The 17812-nt window shown below is 67.3% G+C and carries 16 protein-coding genes and 2 tRNA genes; 5 read left to right on the forward strand and 13 right to left on the reverse strand.

Going from position 1 to position 17812, the window contains the following annotated elements:
- Window positions 1-143: 143 nt before the first annotated feature.
- Both EBL85_RS17615 and EBL85_RS17395 read left to right on the forward strand, forming a co-directional pair.
- Window positions 144-302 carry a transposase gene (locus tag EBL85_RS17615; protein WP_223806080.1) on the forward strand — a complete coding sequence of 53 codons (159 nt, stop codon included), beginning with the start codon at window positions 144-146 and terminating at the stop codon, window positions 300-302.
- Between the two features lie 109 nt (window positions 303-411).
- Entirely contained in the window at window positions 412-825 is a 414-nt protein-coding gene (locus EBL85_RS17395) for a transposase (protein WP_223806081.1), read from the forward strand.
- A gap of 277 nt (window positions 826-1102) precedes the next feature.
- On the opposite strand, the gene EBL85_RS06660 is transcribed toward EBL85_RS17395, so the two are convergent.
- The 10 genes from EBL85_RS06660 to EBL85_RS06705 all read right to left on the reverse strand — a co-directional run bounded on the left by EBL85_RS06660 (window position 1103) and on the right by EBL85_RS06705 (window position 9181).
- A tRNA-Pro gene (locus tag EBL85_RS06660) sits at window positions 1103-1179 on the reverse strand.
- 38 nt (window positions 1180-1217) lie between these two features.
- Window positions 1218-1592, reverse strand: coding sequence for a MerR family transcriptional regulator (locus tag EBL85_RS06665; protein WP_005220610.1), 375 nt, complete (start codon window positions 1590-1592; stop codon window positions 1218-1220).
- A complete protein-coding gene (ihfA, locus tag EBL85_RS06670; protein WP_005220608.1) occupies window positions 1573-1872 on the reverse strand; it encodes an integration host factor subunit alpha in 300 nt (99 codons plus the stop codon). The genes EBL85_RS06665 and ihfA overlap by 20 nt, the downstream gene beginning before the upstream one ends.
- A gap of 4 nt (window positions 1873-1876) precedes the next feature.
- Window positions 1877-4255 carry a phenylalanine--tRNA ligase subunit beta gene (pheT, locus tag EBL85_RS06675; RefSeq protein ID WP_123142483.1) on the reverse strand — a complete coding sequence of 793 codons (2379 nt, stop codon included), beginning with the start codon at window positions 4253-4255 and terminating at the stop codon, window positions 1877-1879.
- A 168-nt stretch (window positions 4256-4423) separates the two neighbouring features.
- A complete protein-coding gene (pheS, locus tag EBL85_RS06680) occupies window positions 4424-5455 on the reverse strand; it encodes a phenylalanine--tRNA ligase subunit alpha (protein WP_123142484.1) in 1032 nt (343 codons plus the stop codon).
- A 271-nt stretch (window positions 5456-5726) separates the two neighbouring features.
- Entirely contained in the window at window positions 5727-6083 is a 357-nt protein-coding gene (rplT, locus tag EBL85_RS06685) for a 50S ribosomal protein L20 (protein WP_005220602.1), read from the reverse strand.
- A gap of 27 nt (window positions 6084-6110) precedes the next feature.
- Complete coding sequence (gene rpmI, locus EBL85_RS06690) at window positions 6111-6308, reverse strand: 50S ribosomal protein L35 (protein WP_005220599.1); 198 nt, start codon at window positions 6306-6308, stop codon at window positions 6111-6113.
- 155 nt (window positions 6309-6463) lie between these two features.
- Window positions 6464-6997 carry a translation initiation factor IF-3 gene (gene infC, locus EBL85_RS06695; RefSeq protein ID WP_123140427.1) on the reverse strand — a complete coding sequence of 178 codons (534 nt, stop codon included), beginning with the start codon at window positions 6995-6997 and terminating at the stop codon, window positions 6464-6466.
- Between the two features lie 65 nt (window positions 6998-7062).
- Window positions 7063-8979, reverse strand: coding sequence for a threonine--tRNA ligase (gene thrS, locus EBL85_RS06700; protein WP_123140305.1), 1917 nt, complete (start codon window positions 8977-8979; stop codon window positions 7063-7065).
- 125 nt (window positions 8980-9104) lie between these two features.
- Window positions 9105-9181, reverse strand: a tRNA-Val gene (locus tag EBL85_RS06705).
- Window positions 9182-9434: 253 nt separating this feature from the next.
- Between EBL85_RS06705 and EBL85_RS06710 the strand changes: the two genes are divergently transcribed.
- Window positions 9435-10958, forward strand: coding sequence for a fumarate hydratase (locus EBL85_RS06710; protein WP_123142485.1), 1524 nt, complete (start codon window positions 9435-9437; stop codon window positions 10956-10958).
- A gap of 63 nt (window positions 10959-11021) precedes the next feature.
- Here EBL85_RS06710 and EBL85_RS06715 read toward each other — a convergent pair whose 3' ends face one another.
- A complete protein-coding gene (locus EBL85_RS06715) occupies window positions 11022-11258 on the reverse strand; it encodes a BolA family protein (protein WP_005220592.1) in 237 nt (78 codons plus the stop codon).
- A 291-nt stretch (window positions 11259-11549) separates the two neighbouring features.
- Window positions 11550-11789 (reverse strand): hypothetical protein, encoded by a 240-nt coding sequence (locus EBL85_RS17060; protein WP_132229909.1) that lies wholly within the window; start codon window positions 11787-11789, stop codon window positions 11550-11552.
- Between EBL85_RS17060 and EBL85_RS06720 the strand changes: the two genes are divergently transcribed.
- Window positions 11775-13355 (forward strand): peptide chain release factor 3, encoded by a 1581-nt coding sequence (locus tag EBL85_RS06720; protein WP_123140307.1) that lies wholly within the window; start codon window positions 11775-11777, stop codon window positions 13353-13355. The genes EBL85_RS17060 and EBL85_RS06720 overlap by 15 nt on opposite strands.
- 112 nt (window positions 13356-13467) lie before the next feature.
- Here the strand turns inward: EBL85_RS06720 and rimI are convergent, their stop codons facing one another.
- The gene (gene rimI / locus EBL85_RS06725) at window positions 13468-13980 is read right to left on the reverse strand and encodes a ribosomal protein S18-alanine N-acetyltransferase (RefSeq protein WP_123142486.1); all 513 of its coding nucleotides are present in this window, start codon (window positions 13978-13980) and stop codon (window positions 13468-13470) included.
- A 212-nt stretch (window positions 13981-14192) separates the two neighbouring features.
- Between rimI and nifJ the strand changes: the two genes are divergently transcribed.
- Window positions 14193-17792, forward strand: coding sequence for a pyruvate:ferredoxin (flavodoxin) oxidoreductase (gene nifJ / locus EBL85_RS06730; protein ID WP_123142487.1), 3600 nt, complete (start codon window positions 14193-14195; stop codon window positions 17790-17792).
- Window positions 17793-17812: the final 20 nt, after the last annotated feature.

A 17812-nucleotide genomic window follows, 5' to 3' on the forward strand; every position in this document is an offset into this window, starting at 1 on the left:
ACGACGCAGTGCGTCAACGATCTGCTGCTCGCTGTACTTGCTCTTGCGCATGTGGGCTCTCCTCTGCTCGGCCACCATCATGCCGTCGGTCTCTACTTTTCGCTGGACCTATTTTTGGGGAAGGGGAAAGCGACGACGAGGCGGTGCTGATCGTCGATGAGACCGGTTTCTTGAAGAAGGGAGCGCACTCGGTGGGGGTGCAGCGCCAGTACAGCGGCACGGCGGGCCGGTTCCAGACTAAGCCGGCCTTAGCGCGCACGATGCTTGAGCGCGCACTCGATGACGGGGTGCCTTGTAGGTGAGTGACAGGCGATGCCGTCTACGGTAAAAATCGCAAGCTGCGCCTGTGGCTCAAGGCGCGCGAACAGCCCTTCGTACTCGCTGTGGCGGGCAATGAACCGGTGTGGTTCGATGGCCCGCAGACCCATCGTGTCGCGGCACTGGCCAAGGCGCTGCCAGAGACCCTGGCAACGCCACGCCGTCGGCGCCGGCAGCAAGGATGCGCGCACCTTCGAGTGGGCCTGGGTACCGCTGCGGCGCCTGCAGCTCAACGCCGAGGAGCGGGCCTACTACATCGCCTTCGCGCCCCGCGCCGAGGCCACGCTCGAGCGCCTGGCCAAAGTCGCCGGGCAGCGCTGGGCGATCGAGGTCGGCTTCGAGCTGGCCAAGCAGCAGTGCGGGCTCGACGAGTATGAGGTGCGTCGCTGGCCGGCCTGGCACGCCATATCACCCTTGCGCTGCTGGCCCATGCCAGCCTCGTCGTGCTGCAACGACGGGCGAAAAAGGGGGCGCCATCGCCGGGCGGATCGCACTGACCGCCCCTGAGATCCGGCGCCTGCTCGAGGCGTTGTTGTGGCGCGAACGCGCCCCGCCGGATGCTGTCATCGCCTGGTCGAATTGGCGGCGACGACATCAGGCGCGGGCCAGGGTCTGTCATTATCGAGCGCGTGGGGCTGGGCCGCCGTGATGATATTCGGCTGTAGTAGTAAACAGGGGGAGTTGATATACGGCCTCCGGCCGATTAAGGAAATAATCCACAAGCGCAGGAATTACAGACACAAAAAAAGCGGCCCTGCCAAAGCAGAGTCGCTTTTTTTTATTTTGGTCGGGGCGAGAGGATTTGAACCTCCGACCACCTGAACCCCATTCAGGTGCGCTACCAGGCTGCGCTACGCCCCGTGAAGAGACCGAAATAATATCGGGCTAGCGGTCTCTTGTCAACGCCTCAGGACCTGAAGGATCTCTTCGAGTTCCAGACGCATCTGCCGGAGCAGTTGGTGCGTCTGGTTGAGGTCGTTGCGCGCGCCCTCGCCGCTGAGCTGCTGACGGGCGCCACCGATGGTGAAGCCCTGGTCGTAGAGCAGGTTGCGGATCTGGCGCACCATCAGCACGTCGTGGCGCTGATAGTAGCGGCGGTTGCCGCGCCGTTTCACCGGTTTGAGCTGGGGGAACTCCTGCTCCCAGTAGCGCAGCACGTGCGGCTTGACGCCGCACAGCTCGCTGACCTCACCGATGGTGAAATAGCGCTTGCCGGGGATGGGCGGGAGTTCGCCCTCCCCCTGGCTGCCGACGCTACCTTTCGTTTCCGGCATAGGCTTCCACCCGCGATTTGAGCTTTTGGCCTGGACGGAAGGTGACGACGCGACGCGCGGTGATCGGGATCTCTTCCCCGGTCTTGGGGTTGCGGCCGGGTCTCTCCTTCTTCTCGCGCAGATCGAAATTACCGAACCCGGACAGCTTGACCTGTTCGCCGCGCTCGAGCGCGGTACGGATCTCCTCGAAGAACATCTCGACGATGTCCTTGGCCTCGCGCTTGTTGAGCCCCAGTTCGTCGAACAGATGTTCAGCCATGTCGGCTTTGGTCAAAGCCATACCGTCAATCCCTCAATCGTGCGTCAAGTTCGGACGTCAACCGGGCCAGGATGCGGCCCACTGCGTCGTCGATCACTTCTTCGGTAAGTGTCTGAGAAGAAGCCTGTAAAATCAATCCCAAAGCCAGACTTTTTCGTCCTTTCTCGATGTTGTCGCCGGCATAGACGTCGAACAGCACCAGGTCGCGCAGCAGCTCGGAGCCGGCGGCGCGGGCGCAGGCGGCGACGGCGGCGAAGTCGACCTCGGCATCGACCACGATGGCGAGATCGCGACGGATGCTGGGGAAGCGCGAGATCGGGCTGAAGCGCGGCGCGACGCCGAGATCCAGCGGGGCCAGCTCCAGCTCGAAGAGGAAGGCGTTGCCGTCGAGGTCGAGTTCGGCGGCGAGCGCCGGGTGGAGCATGCCGATCCAGCCGATCGGCGCGCCGTCGCAGTCGATGCGCGCGCTCTGCCCCGGGTGCAGCGCCGGGTGGGCGGCAGCGACGAAGGCGAAACGCTCGGGCGCGCCGGTGAGCGCGAGCAGCGCCTCGACGTCGGCCTTGAGGTCGAAGAAGTCGGCGGCGCGCTCACCCTGCCCCCACTGCTCGGGCGCCACCGCGCCGAGACTGAGGCCACCGATGGCCTCGCGCTGGGCCAGCCCCTCGGACTCGGGGATGAAGCGCAGCCCGCTCTCGAAGATGCGCACCCGCGCCTGCTGGCGCGCCTGGTTGTGGCGGGCGCACTGCAGCAGGCCCGGCCACAGGCTGGTGCGCATGCAGGAGAGTTCGCTGCTGATCGGGTTGGCGAGCTTCAGCGGCTCGCGCTCGGGGTCGATGCGCGCCTGCAGCTCGGGGGCGACGAAGCTGTAGGTGATGACCTCGTGATAGCCGCGATCGACCAGCGCGAGACGCGCGCGATCGGTCTCGAAGGCGCCCTCGGGCACCGGACGCATGGCGCTGTTGGTGGTGGCCTGGCGCACCGGGATGTTGTCGTAGCCGTAGATGCGACCGATGTCGGCGATCAGGTCGACCTCGTGGACCAGATCGAAGCGCGCGCTCGGCGGGGTGACGCGCCAGCCGCCCTCGACCGTCTCGAGCGTCATGCCGAGACGCTCGAGGATGTCGACGATGGTCTCGCGCTCCAGCGCGACGCCGAGCACCTGCCCCACCCGCGCCTCGCGCAGGGTGAGCGCGGCGCGTTGCGGCAGCGCCGACTCGGCCACCGCCTCGACCACCGGGCCGGGGGTGCCGCCGGCGATCTCCAGCAGCAGCGCGGTGGCGCGTTCGATCGCCTGGCGCTGCAGCTCGGGGTCGACGCCGCGCTCGAAGCGGTGCGAGGAGTCGGTGTGCAGGCCGTAGCTGCGCGCCTTGCCGCTGACGGCCAGCGGCGAGAAGAAGGCGCTCTCGAGGAGCACGTCGCGGGTCTCCTCACCGACGCCGGAGCCGGCCCCGCCCATGATGCCGGCGACGGCCAGCGGACGGCTGGCGTCGGCGATCACCAGGGTGTCGGCGCGTAGCTCGATCTCGCTGTCGTCGAGCAGCACGAGGCGCTCGCCGGGGGCGGCCATGCGCACCTGGATCTCGCCCTCGACGCGAGCGAGATCGAAGCCGTGCAGCGGCTGGCCGAGTTCGAGCAGCACGTAGTTGGTGACATCGACCACCGGGGAGATGGCGCGCACGCCGCTGCGACGCAGCCGCTCCTGCATCCACATCGGCGTGGTGGCGGCGGGATCGATGCCGCGCACCACGCGGCAGAGATAGCGCGGACAGGCCTCCTCGGCGAGCAGGCGGACCTCGACGCGGTCGTCGCAGGCGGGCGCGACCGGAGCGAAATCGGGGCGGGTGAGCGCGGCGCGGTTGATCACCCCGACCTCGCGGGCGAGCCCGGCGATGCTCAGGCAGTCGCCGCGGTCCGGGGTCAGGTCGACCTCGATGCAGTGATCGTCGAGCCCCAGCCAGGCGCGGAAGTCGGTGCCGATGGGCGCGTCCTCGGGCAGCGGCAAGATGCCCTCGGAGGACTCGGCGAGGCCGAGTTCGCTCGCCGAGCAGATCATGCCGAAGGACTGCACGCCGCGCAGCTTGGCCTTCTTGATCTTGAAGTCACCCGGCAGCCGCGCGCCGATGGTGGCCACCGGCACGCGCATGCCGGCGGCGACGTTGGCCGCACCGCAGATGATCTGCAGCGGCGCGTCACCACCGACATCGACGGTGCAGACGCGCAGCTTCTGGGCGTCCGGGTGCTGTTCGAGCGCCTGCACCAGACCGACCACGACGCCGCTGAAGGCGGCCGCGGCGGGTTCCACCGCGTCCACCTCCAGTCCTGCCATGCTGAGCTGATCGGCCAGAGTCTGAGTATCGACCGGCGGGTTGACCCACTCCCGCAGCCATGCCTCGCTGAATCGCATGTCCCGCTTTCCTGTGCTTCGGTCCCGGCGCGCGTCGGTGCCGGGGCCTCGATGAAGATGTTGGCGAAAGGCCGAGCGGCTCGGCGCTTTCCGTGGCACCCGCGGGTGCCGTCCCGAGCGGAGCGCGCCGCGCGCCTGGGCTCAGGCGCGCGGTGCGCTCCACGCGCCTCAGGCGAACTGTCGCAGGAAGCGCAGATCGTTGTCGAAGAAGAGTCGGAGGTCGTCGATGCCGTAGCGCAGCATCGCCAGTCGCTCCACGCCCATGCCGAAGGCGTAGCCCTGGTGGCGGTCGGGGTCGATGCCGACGTGGCGGAACACCTCGGGGTAGACCATGCCGCAGCCCAAGACCTCGAGCCAGCCGGTCTGCTTGCACACCCGACAGCCGTCGCCGCCGCACATCACGCACTGGATGTCGACCTCGGCGGAGGGCTCGGTGAAGGGGAAGTAGGAGGGGCGGAAACGCAGCTCCAGATCACGCTCGAAGAAGTTGCGCAGGAAGTCGTAGAGCACGCCCTTGAGGTCGGCGAAGCTCATCTGCTCGTCGACTACCAGACCCTCGACCTGATGGAACATCGGGGTGTGGGTCAGGTCCGAGTCGCAGCGATAGACGCGCCCCGGGGCGATGAGCTTGAGCGGCGGCGCCTGCTCCTCCATCACCCGCACCTGCACCGGCGAGGTGTGGGTGCGCAGCAGCAGCTCGGCGTTGAAATAGAAGGTGTCGTGCATCGCCCGGGCGGGGTGGTGCGCGGGGATGTTGAGCGCCTCGAAGTTGTGATAGGCGTCCTCGACCTCGGGGCCCTGCTCGACGGCGAAGCCGGCGTCGGCAAACAGCCGCTCGATGCGGCGCAGCGCGCGGGTGACCGGGTGCAGACCGCCGGCGGGGGTGCCGCGTCCGGGGAGGGTGACGTCGATGCGCTCGGCGGCGAGGCGGGCCTCGAGCGCGGCCTGTTCCAGCGTCTCGCGACGTGCGTCGAGCGCGCTCTGGACCTGGCCCTTGGCCTGGTTGATGCGCTGCCCGGCGACGGGACGCTCGGCCGGCGGCAGGGTGCCGAGCCGTTTCAGCAACGCGGTCAGCTCGCCGCTCTTGCCCAGATAGCGCACCCGCGCCTGATCGAGCGTGGCGAGATCGGGGGCGGCGGCGATGGCCGCGAGCGCCGTCTCGCAGAGGGTGTCGATATCGAGTCCGATTTCTTCTGCCATACCTGGATCTTCCGACAGGGGTGTCTGTTGAACGGCCTGCCAGCCCCATGACGCAAAAAGAGGGAAAGACCGGGGCCTTTCCCTCTTCCGTTCGGCGGCTACGCAGGCGGGATGGCGGCGAGCGCGGGGCGGGTCGCGATCTCGGCGACGCACCCCTGGCGTTGTCGAGCGACCCGATCCCTGGGAAGGTGTTGCAGGCAGACGCTCGTCACGCGCCCATACCGACCGCCGTCACCGGCGTGGTCAGCCGAGGCGGACCACGCCGCGCGCCTCAAGCCAGCGCTTCCTTCGCCTGAGCGGCGAGCGCGGCGAAGGCGACGCTGTCGTGGTAGGCGATGTCGGCCAGCACCTTGCGGTCGACCTCGACGCCGGCCATCTTCAGACCGGCGATCAGGCGGCTGTAGGACAGACCGTTGGCACGCGCAGCGGCGTTGATACGGGCGATCCACAGGGCGCGGAACTGACGCTTTTTCTGGCGACGGTCGCGATAGGCGTACTGGCCGGCCTTGATGACGGCCTGCTTGGCGACGCGATAGACCTTGCGGCGGGCACCGTAATAACCCTTGGCCTCGTTCAGAACCTTCTTGTGGCGGGCGCGAGCGGTAACACCGCGTTTCACTCGTGGCATGTGGAGTCTCCGGTTGGAATCAGCGGGTTAGCAGTAAGGGATCATGCGCAGCGCTGCACGCACATCCGACTTGTGGATGCGCTGCGGCGCACGCAGCTGACGCTTACGCTTGGTGCTCTTCTTGGTCAGGATGTGACGCCGGTGGGAGGCGTTGCACTTGACCGAACCGGATGCGGTGCGCTTGAAGCGCTTCGCGGCTCCGCGGTTGGATTTCAGCTTGGGCATTCGATACTCCGCTATTTGCTGATCTTTTGTTTTTACAGCGACGGCAACGAACCGACGACGCCACATCGCCCGACCGTCGTGTCGACGACGGTCGGGCGGCGGCCACGCCGGGGCGTGCTCTTCGGGGAAGAGGATCGACGATCCGTTCGGTGTCGCTATTTCTTCTTGGGACCCAGCACCATCACCATCTGCCGCCCTTCCATCTGCGGCTGCTGCTCGACGGTACTGATCTCGGCCAAGTCGCTCTCCACGCGCCGCAGCAGCTCGAGCCCGAGTTCACGGTGAGCATGCTCGCGACCACGAAAACGCATGGTGACCTTGGCCTTGTCCCCTTCCTGCAGGAAACGCGTCAGGTTGCGTAGTTTGACCTGATAGTCTCCCTGATCCGTTCCAGGACGGAACTTGACTTCCTTGACCTGAACCTGCTTTTGCTTCTTCTTGGCTTCGTTCTTCTTTTTCTTCTGATCGAAGAGAAAACGACCGAAGTCCATGAGCCGACACACCGGCGGATCGGCATTAGGAACGATCTCGACCAGATCGAGCGACGCTTCCTGGGCGAGGGTGAGAGCCTCTCGCGTACTGACGACGCCGACCTGGTTACCGTCCGCGCCGATCAGACGTACCTCCTGTACGTTGATTTCCTTGTTGACGCGGTTTCTCTTTGGTGCAGCGATAGCAGGTTCCTCCAAAAGCACAGATCACGATCGATCGGGCATCAGGCAACGTCGATCGTCGTCCGCGCAGCCCGACCGGGTTAGGCGATTCGGTTTGTCATCTCCTCGCCTACACGCTCGACAAAGGCGTCGAGCTCGAGCGTTCCGAGATCTTGGCCCTTGCGGTCACGCACGGCGACGGAGCGGGTTTCCACCTCGCGGTCACCGATGACGAGCAGATAGGGCACCCTCTGCAGGGTGTGCTCGCGGATTTTAAAGCCGATCTTCTCGTTTCTCAAGTCGGTCTCAACACGCAAGCCCTTTGCACGCAAGGTCTTAGCGATCTCAGCGACATAGTCGGCCTGGCGATCGGTGATATTGAGCACCACCACCTGCACCGGAGCGAGCCACAGCGGCAGCAGGCCGGCGTAGTGTTCGATGAGGATACCGATAAAACGCTCGACCGAACCGAGCACCGCGCGGTGGATCATCACCGGGGTCTGCTTGCTGTTGTCCTCGGCGATGTAGTGCGCGCCGAGCCGCCCCGGCATCGAGAAGTCGACCTGGATGGTACCGCATTGCCAGGCGCGACCGATGCTGTCGTGCAGGGTGAACTCGATCTTGGGACCGTAGAAGGCGCCCTCGCCCGGCTGTACCCGATACTCGAGTCCCTTGGCGTCGAGCGAGTGCTTGAGCGCCGCCTCGGCCTTGTCCCAGAGTTCGTCGCTGCCGACCCGCTTCTCGGGGCGCAGCGAGAGCGCCAGCTCGATGTTGTCGAAGCCGAAATCGCGATAGGTCTCGAAGACCATGTCGATGAGGGTGGCGACCTCGGGCTGGAGCTGCTCCTCGGTGCAGAAGACGTGGGCGTCGTCCTGGGTGAAGCGACGCGCGCGCATCAGCCCGTGGAGGGTGCCGGAGGGCTCGTTGCGATGAACCACGCCGAACTCGGCCATGCGCAGCGGCAGGTCGCGATAGCTCTTCAGCCCCTGGTTGTAGAGCTGGATGTGGCCGGGGCAGTTCATCGGCTTGATCGCGAAGTCGCGATCGTCGAGCTGGGTGGTGAACATGCTCTCGGCGAACTTCTCCCAGTGCCCGGAGCGCTCCCACAGCGAGCGGTCGAGCACCTGCGGGGTCTCGACCTCCTGATAGCCGTACTCTTCCAGCTTCTCGCGCATGTACTGCTCGGCGAGGCGGTAGACCACCCGGCCCTTGGCGTGCCAGAAGGCCATGCCCGGGGCCTCGTCCTGGAAGTGGAAGAGATCGAGCTGCTTGCCGAGCTTGCGATGATCGCGCTTCTCGGCCTCTTCCAGACGACGCAGATAGGCCTTGAGTTCCTTCTTGTCGCGCCAGGCGGTGCCGTAGATGCGCTGCAGCATGGCGTTGGCCGCATCACCACGCCAGTAGGCGCCGGCGAGCTTGGTCAGCTTGAAGCCGTTGCCGAGCTTGCCGGTGCTCGGCAGGTGCGGCCCGCGACAGACGTCGAACCAGTCACCCTGGCGATAGAGGGTGATGGTCTCGCCTTCGGGGATGGCGTCGATGATCTCGACCTTGTAGTGCTCGCCGAGCTCGGCGAAGACCCGCTTGGCCTCCTCGCGCGACAGCTCCTCGCGCACGATCGGCAGGTTGCGCTTGACGATCTCGTGCATCCGCGCCTCGATCCGCTCGAGGTCGTCGGGGGTGAAGGGCTCGTCGCGGGCGAAGTCGTAGTAGAAGCCGTTCTCGATCGCCGGGCCGATGGTGACCTGGGTGCCGGGGTAGAGCTCCTGGACGGCCTGGGCCATCACGTGCGCGGCATCGTGACGGATCAGCTCGAGGGCGGTCTCCTCGTCCTTGCTGGTGACGATGGCGAGTTCGACATCGCGATCGATGCGATAGGAGGTGTCGACCAGCTCGCCATCGACGCGACCGGCGAGCGCCGCCTTGGCGAGACCGGGACCGATGGATGCGGCGACATCGTGAACACTGACCGGCGCGTCGAACTGACGCGTCGAGCCGTCGGGAAGGGTAATCTGAGGCATGCGCGGACCTTGGGTGTTCAGTGGTGATCGATACGAGGGATCACATGAAAAAAAGCCGCCAGCCTCCTTGGTCGTCGCCACCGTAGTGGGGCATACTGACGTTTGGAGACTGACGGCCCGGTGTTTGGTAGGCGCAATTGGACTCGAACCAACGACCCCCACCATGTCAAGGTGGTGCTCTAACCAACTGAGCTATGCGCCTGTCGTCGTGAGCCATGTATACTACAGACCCTCCCCTGATCGCGCAACCCCTTTTTTAAAAAAAATGACGATCGAGCGTTTCTGACCCCTCGTCCATGTAATGAACGCGCGTGCGCGCGCGAGGCGGGAGGCCAAACCCGATTGATATACTGGCGCGAACAGACCGGCCGCCGGCGATGGCGACCACTGCAACACAGGGCGCGCCATCGATGACGGCGAGCCCCTCCCCCACAGCCAAACAGCCACGAGAGACGATGACCACCATTCGCGAGTCTGACTTCGTCGAGAGCATCGCCGATGCCCTTCAGTTCATCTCCTACTACCACCCGCAGGACTACATCCGCGCCCTGAGCGCGGCCTACGAGGCCGAGGAATCGCCGGCGGCCAAGGACGCCATGGCGCAGATCCTCGTCAACTCGCGGATGTGCGCCGAGGGCCAGCGCCCGATCTGCCAGGACACCGGCATGGTGGTGGTCTTCCTCAAGGTCGGCATGGAGGTGCGCTGGGAGACCGACAAGAGCGTGCAGGCGATGGTCGACGAGGGCGTGCGCCGCGCCTACACCCATCCCGACAACCCGCTGCGCGCCTCGATGGTCAAGCCGCCGATCGGGGCGCGCAAGAACACCCGCGACAACACCCCGGCGATCGTGCACATGGAGCTGGTGCCGGGCGACAGCCTCGAGGTGAAGATCGCCGCCAAGGGCGGCGGCTCGGAGAACAAGTCCAAGTTCGCCATCCTCAACCCCAGCGACAGCCTGGTCGACTGGGTGCTGAAGACGGTGCCGACCATGGGCGCCGGCTGGTGCCCGCCGGGGATGCTCGGCATCGGTGTCGGCGGCTCGGCCGAGCAGGCGATGCTGATGGCCAAGGAGGCGCTGATGGAGCCGATCGACATCCACGAGCTGCAGCAGCGCGGCGCCGAGGACGAGATCGAGGCGCTGCGTCTGGAGCTGATGGAGAAGGTCAACGCGCTCGGCATCGGCGCCCAGGGGCTCGGCGGGCTGGCGACCGTGCTCGACGTCAAGATCCACACCTACCCCACCCACGCCGCCTCCCTGCCGGTGGCGATGATCCCCAACTGCGCGGCCACCCGTCACGTCGAGTTCACCCTCGACGGCAACGGCCCGGCCAGGCTCGAACCGCCGCGCCTGGAGGACTGGCCGGCGCTGGAGTGGGACGGTGCCGCCGGCGCACGCCGGGTCGATCTCGACACCCTCACCCGCGAGCAGATCGCCGAGTGGCAGCCGGGCGAGCGCCTGCTGCTCTCGGGCAAGCTGCTGACCGGGCGCGATGCCGCGCACAAGCGCATCACCGAGATGCTCGCGCGCGGCGAGTCGCTGCCCGAGGGGGTCGACCTCACCAACCGCTTCATCTACTACGTCGGCCCGGTCGACCCGGTCGGTGACGAGGTGGTCGGCCCGGCCGGTCCCACCACCTCCACGCGCATGGACAAGTTCACCGAGCAGATGCTCGCCGAGACCGGGCTGATCGGCATGGTCGGCAAGGCCGAGCGCGGCCCGGCGGCGGTGGAGTCGATCGCACGACACGGCGCGGTCTATCTGATGGCCGTCGGCGGCGCGGCCTATCTGGTGGCCAAGGCGATCAAGTCCTCGCGCCTGGTCGCCTTCGAGGACCTGGGCATGGAGGCGATCCGCGAGTTCGAGGTCGAGGACATGCCGGTTACGGTCGCCGTCGACAGCCGCGGCGAGGCGGTGCACCAGAGCGGCCCGGCCGAGTGGCGCGCGCGCATCGGCAAGATCCCGGTCGAGATCGAGTAAGACGGGCCGGGCGACGCCGCAAGGCGTCGTCTGGGTGCCGCGCAGGCGGCACCCGCCCTGCCCTCACCCCGCGGCGCGCTGCGCCGGGGTCAGGGTGCGGATCGAGATGGCGTGCAAGGCGCCGCTGGCGATCTCCGCCTTGACCGTCTCCATCACCAACCGCTGCTTGGCCAGCGGCGTCAGCCCCTCAAACCGCTCGCTGACCACCACCGCGTCGAAGTGCTCACCATCGCCGGTGACCTCCACCTCGGCCTCGGGCATCCCCCGACGAATCAGATCGGCAACCGCTGTCGTCTCCACGTCTCGACTCCTGCGCAGGCTTGAGAATGAACGCGCGCCGACTCGGCGCACCCGCCAGAGATTGGTGCGGCGCGGCCCTGGCTCAAGCCACGGCCAGCGGCCAGCTACCAGCTACCAGCTACCAGCTACCAGCTACCAGCTACCAGCTACCAAGGGGATTGAACCGCAAAGCCGCGAAGGACGCGAAGGACGCGCAGAGAAGAAAGGCTTGCAGTCACCAGCTGCCAGCTGCCAGCTGCCAGCTGCCACCCACCGTGGGAAGCCGGCACCACCGCCGAGACCTCGATTCCATCAAGTCTTCTTCGCGCCCTTCGCGGCTTTGCGGTTCGAATCAGCATCCAGCCTCCGGTCGGCGAAGCTGGTGTGCTTGATCGGCGATTGACGGGCAAGACGGTATCTTGGCGGTTCAACCATTTCCCCGCCCGAGCCGCCCACCCGGCGGATGAACGCAACCGGGTCGCGGGGATATAATTGATGGTTTTCCCAGTCCGCAGCCAGCAACGCCAGACACCTCTTATGAGCGAGCTTCAAGCGCAACTCGACAAACGTCGTACCTTCGCCATCATCTCCCACCCCGACGCCGGCAAGACCACCCTCACCGAGAAGCTCCTGCTGTTCGGGGGCGCGATCCAGCTCGCGGGCACGGTCAAGGGGCGCAAGGCCGCCCGCCACGCCACCTCCGACTGGATGGAGCTGGAGAAGCAGCGCGGCATCTCGGTGACCTCCTCGGTGATGCAGTTCCCCTACGGCGAGGCCACCGTCAACCTGCTCGACACCCCCGGCCACGAGGACTTCTCCGAGGACACCTACCGCACCCTCACCGCGGTCGACTCGGCGCTGATGGTGATCGACGTGGCCAAGGGCGTCGAGGACCGCACCATCAAGCTGATGGACGTCTGCCGGCTGCGCGACACCCCGATCCTCACCTTCGTCAACAAGCTCGACCGCGAGGGCCGCGACGCCATCGAGGTCCTCGACGAGATCGAGGAGGTGCTGAAGATCCAGTGCGCGCCGGTGACCTGGCCGATCGGCATGGGCAAGCGCTTCCGCGGCGTCTACGACCTGCGCGACGGGCGCACCCATCTGTTCTCGGCCCAGCACGGCGGGCGCATCGTCGAGGGCGAGGTGATCGAGGGGCTCGACAACCCGCGCATGGACGAGGTGCTCGGCGATCAGGCCGAGGAGCTGCGCGAGGAGCTGGAGCTGGTCGAGGGCGCGAGCCACCCGCTCGACCTCGAGGCCTACCGCGCCGGGCGCCAGACCCCGGTGTTCTTCGGTTCGGCGATCAACAACTTCGGCGTGCGCGAGCTGCTCGACGCCTTCGTCCAGTACGCCCCGCCGCCGCGCCCGCGCAACACCCTGCAGCGCCCGGTCGAGCCCGCCGAAGAAGGCTTCACCGGCTTCGTGTTCAAGATCCAGGCGAACATGGACCCCGCCCACCGCGACCGCGTGGCCTTCATGCGGGTGTGCTCGGGTTGCTACCGCAAGGGCATGAAGATGCGTCACGTACGTATCGGTCGCACCATTCAGATCGCCAACGCCATCACCTTCCAGGCCGATGAACGCCGTCACGTCGAGGAGGCCTGGCCGGGCGACATCATCGGTCTGCACAACCACGGCACCATCCAGATCGGCGACACCTTCACCGAGGGCGAGGAGCTCAAGTACGAGGGCGTGCCCTACTTCGCCCCCGAGCTGTTCCGCCGCGTGGTGCTCAAGGACCCGCTGCGGATGAAGGCGCTGCAGAAGGGCGTGGTGCAGCTTGCCGAGGAGGGCGCGACTCAGGTCTTCCGCCCGCTCAAGAACAACGACATGATCCTCGGCGCGGTCGGTGTGCTGCAGTTCGACGTCGCCGCCTACCGCCTCAAGGACGAGTACGGCGTCGACGCCATCGTCGAGGCCGTGAACGTCCAGACTGCGCGCTGGGTGAGCTGCGACGACGCCAAGCTGTTCGAGCGCTTCAAGGACAAGAACTACGAGTATCTCGCCCTCGACGGCGACGACCAGCTCGTCTATCTCGCCCCCACCCGCGTCAACCTCAGCCTCGCCGAGGAGCGCTGGCCCGAGGTCCGCTTCTCCGCCACGCGCGAGCTGTAAGGCAACGCGACCAGCCGCCAGCCACCGGCCCCCAGTGGGCGCGGACGCTGGGGGTTGGTGCCCCCCCCTCACCCCAACTCGATCCTACGGGGATGCGCGCCGGCGACGGCCATCACCTCAACCCACTGGTGGCTGGCGACTGGAAGCCGGCGACTCCCGATCCGAGTTCCCGCGCCAGCACCAGGGCGTCCTCGCGGCCATTGGCGGCGGGGTAGTAGCCGCGACGACGGCCGATCTCGCAGAAGCCCTCGGCCTCGTAGAGCGCGCGCGCGGCGGTGTTGGAGGCGCGCACCTCGAGAAAGGCGGTCTGCGCCCCCTTGGCGCGGGCGCGCTCGACCAGCGCGCGCAGCAGGACGCGACCGAAGCCGCGACGCTGGCAGTCGGGATGGACGGTGATGTTGAGCACGTGACACTCACCGACCGCCACCGAAACCACCGCATGGGCCACCGGCCTGCCGTCGAGCTCGCCCACCCGGCAGTCGTAGCCGGCGCGCAGACAGTCGCGCATCACCCCCTCGCTCCAGGGGTGGGGATAGGCCGCCCGCTCCACCATCATCACCGTCGCGAGGTCGGTCTCGCGCATCTCGCGCAGGGCCAACCCCGCCTGTTCGATCACTGCATTCATCAGGGTTCCTGACATCATCCCCGTCGGTCGATCGCCGCTTGCCCGGCGATCAAAAGCATTCACAGATAGCGACTATAGTTGATCGGGGCGACGTGCCGGACGCCGGATGACAGACCGGCTCGCGCCCCAGTGGTCGGGACAGCCTCCGGACCAGGGGTCACGAGCAACCGCCGCGCCCCCGCTCCAGCCACCTCGCAACCCGGGACAGATCGATGTCGCACACAGAAATGGTCTCGCTCGACGGCAACGAAGCCGCGGCCTACATCGCCCACATGACCAACGAGGTCATCGCCATCTACCCGATCACCCCGGCCTCGCCGATGGGTGAGTGGTCGGACGAGTGGTCCTCGCTGGGGGTCACCAATCTGTGGGGCACGGTCCCCGACGTGATCGAGATGCAGAGCGAGGCCGGTGCCGCTGGCGCGGTCCACGGGGCGCTGCAGGCGGGGTCGCTCGCGACCACCTTCACCGCCTCGCAGGGGCTGCTGCTGATGATCCCCAACATGTACAAGATCGCCGGCGAGCTGACCCCGACGGTGATCCATGTCTCGGCGCGCTCGCTGGCCGCCCAGGCGCTGTCGATCTTCGGCGATCACGGTGACGTCATGGCCTGTCGCGGCACCGGCTTCGCGATGCTGTGCGCGGCCTCGGTGCAGGAGGTGATGGATTTTGCGCTGATCGCCCAGGCCGCGACCCTGGAGAGCCGGGTGCCCTTCCTGCACTTCTTCGACGGCTTCCGCACCTCGCACGAGGTCAGCAAGATCGCGCGCATCCCGCGCGAGACGGTGCGCGCGCTGATCAGCGAGGAGCAGGTACGGGCCTGTCGCGCGCGCGCCCTCAACCCCGACCGACCGGTGATCCGCGGCACCTCGCAGAACCCCGACGTCTATTTCCAGGGGCGCGAGTCGGTCAACCCCTACTATGAGGCCACCGCGGAGATCGTCGCCCGGGTGATGACCCGCTTCGCCGGACACACCGGTCGTCACTACCAGCCCTTCGACTATGTCGGCGCACCCGACGCCGAGCGCGTGCTGGTGCTGATGGGCTCGGGGATCGGGGCGGCCGAGGAGACCATCGAGCACCTGGTCGCGCGCGGCGAGCGGGTCGGGCTGGTCAAGGTGCGGCTGTTCCGTCCCTTCGCGCCCAAGGCGCTGCTCGCCGCGCTGCCCGCCAGCGCCGCGCGGATCGCGGTGCTCGATCGCACCAAGGAGCCCGGCGCCGACGGCGAGCCGCTCTACAAGGACGTGCTCACCGCCCTCGCCCAGGCCCATGCCAGCGGCGCGCGCGCGACGATGCCCCGGGTGATCGGCGGGCGCTTCGGGCTGTCCTCCAAGGAGTTCACCCCGGCGATGGCCAAGGCGGTGCTCGACGAGCTCGCCGCCGAGCAGCCGCGCTGCCCCTTCACCGTCGGCATCATCGATGACGTCGGCCACACCAGCCTCGACTGGGACCCCGCCTTCCGCCCCGACGCCAGCGCCGGCGTGAGCGCCTGCGTCTTCTACGGACTCGGCTCGGACGGCACCGTCTCGGCCAACAAGAACTCGATCAAGATCATCAGCGAGGAGACGCCCAACTACGGCCAGGGCTATTTCCAGTACGACTCCAAGAAGGCCGGCGCGGTCACCATCAGCCATCTGCGCTTCGGCCCGCGACCGATCTCCAGCACCTATCTGATCGGCGCCGACGAGGCGCAGTTCGTCGCCTGTCACCAACCGACCTTCCTCGAGCGCTACGACATGCTCGCGCTCGCCGCCCCCGGGGCGACCTTCCTGCTCAACAGCGCCGCCCCGCCCGATCAGGCGTGGAACGGCCTGCCACGGTCGATGCAGCAACAGATGATCGACAAGGGGCTCGCCTTCTATGTCGTCGACGCCTATGGCATCGCCGCCGCGACCGGCATGGGACGGCGCATCAACACCATCATGCAGACCTGCTTCTTCGCCATCTCCGGGGTGCTGCCCCGCGACGAGGCCATCACCCACATCAAGGAGGCGGTGCGCAAGACCTACGGACGCAAGGGCCAGCGCCTGCTCGATCGCAACTATCGCGCGATCGACGCCGCGCTCGCCGGGCTGCACCAGGTCAGTGTGCCGGCGACGCCGAGCAGCGACTTCGAGCGCCCGCCGGTGGTCCCGGCCGATGCCCCCGAGTTCGTCCGCCAGGTCACCGCACCGCTGATCGCCGGACTCGGCGACCGGCTGCCGGTGAGCCTGATGCCCGCCGACGGCACCTGGCCGACCGGCACCACCCGCTTCGAGAAGCGCAACATCGCGCTGCAACTGCCGCTGTGGGAGCCCGAGCTGTGCACCCAGTGCGGCAAGTGCCCGCTGGTCTGCCCGCACGCGGCGATCCGCGCCAAGGTCTATCCGGAGGAGACGCTGGCGAGCGCGCCCGCGGGCTTTCTCAGCGCCCCGGTCAAGGGACGCGACTTCCCCGCCGGACACCGCATCAGCTACCAGATCGCCCCCGACGACTGCACCGGCTGCGGGCTCTGTGTCGAGGTCTGCCCGATCCGCGACCGCAAGGACCCGAGCCGCAAGGCGCTCAACCTGGTCGAGGCCGGCGAGATCCATGCCGCCGAGCAGACGCACTGGGACTTCTTCCTCGATCTCCCCGAGTACGACCGCACCCAGCTCGAACCGACCAAGATCAAGCACGCGATGCTGATGCAGCCGCTGTTCGAGTTCTCCGGGGCCTGTGTCGGCTGCGGCGAGACGCCCTACGTCAAGCTCGCCACCCAGCTCTTCGGCGACCGCATGCTGATCGCCAACGCCACCGGCTGCTCCTCGATCTACGGTGGCAACCTGCCGACCACGCCCTACACCACCGATCCCGAGGGCCGCGGACCGACCTGGAACAACTCGCTGTTCGAGGACAACGCCGAATTCGGGCTGGGCATGCGCCTGGCGATCGACAAGCAGCGCGATCAGGCGCGCGAGCTGCTCGGTCGGCTCGCCGACACCATCGGCGTGGGGCTGGCGCGCGAGATCCTCGAGGCCGAGCAGTCCGACGAGGCCGGCATCCACGCCCAGCGCGCACGCATCGAGCGGCTGCGCCTGGCGCTCAGCGGCATCGACGCGCCCGAGGCGCGACTGCTCGAGGGGCTGTGCGATCAGCTGGTCAAGCGCAGCGTGTGGATCGTCGGCGGCGACGGCTGGGCCTACGACATCGGCTACGGCGGTGTCGATCACGTGCTCGCCAGCGGACGCGACGTCAACCTGTTGATCCTCGACACCGAGGTCTATTCCAACACCGGCGGCCAGACCTCCAAGGCCACCCCGCTCGGCGCCGTGGCCAAGTTCTCCGCCGGCGGCAAGCCGACCTTCAAGAAGGACCTGGCGCTGATGGCGATGGCCTACGAGAACGTCTATGTCGCCCAGGTCGCCTTCGGCGCCAAGGACGTGCAGACGGTGCGCGCCTTCCTCGAGGCCGAGTCCTACCCCGGCCCCTCGGTGATCATCTGCTACGCGCCCTGCATCGCCCACGGCGTCGATCTCTCCAACAACCTGCGCCAGCAGGACATGGCGGTCAACTCGGGACACTGGTCGCTGCTGCGCTACGACCCGCGCCGCGCCGCCGCCGGCGAACACCCGCTGCACATCGACAGCAAGCCGCCGAGCCTGCCCTATCGCGACTTCATCGCCACCGAGACCCGCTTCAGCGTGCTCGAGCGCATCCACCCCGAGGCCGCCGAACGCTACCTGCAACAGGCCCAGCGTCATGTGCAGACACGCTTCAGCCTCTACGAGCAGCTCGCGCAGATCGCGCTGCAGAAGGCGCCAGCGGCCGATGCCGACGAGCACAACCACTGAACACACCGTCCCGGACCGAA

It is taken from the genome of Marichromatium sp. AB32 (assembly GCF_003718675.1).
In the GTDB taxonomy this organism is placed as follows: domain Bacteria; phylum Pseudomonadota; class Gammaproteobacteria; order Chromatiales; family Chromatiaceae; genus Marichromatium; species Marichromatium gracile.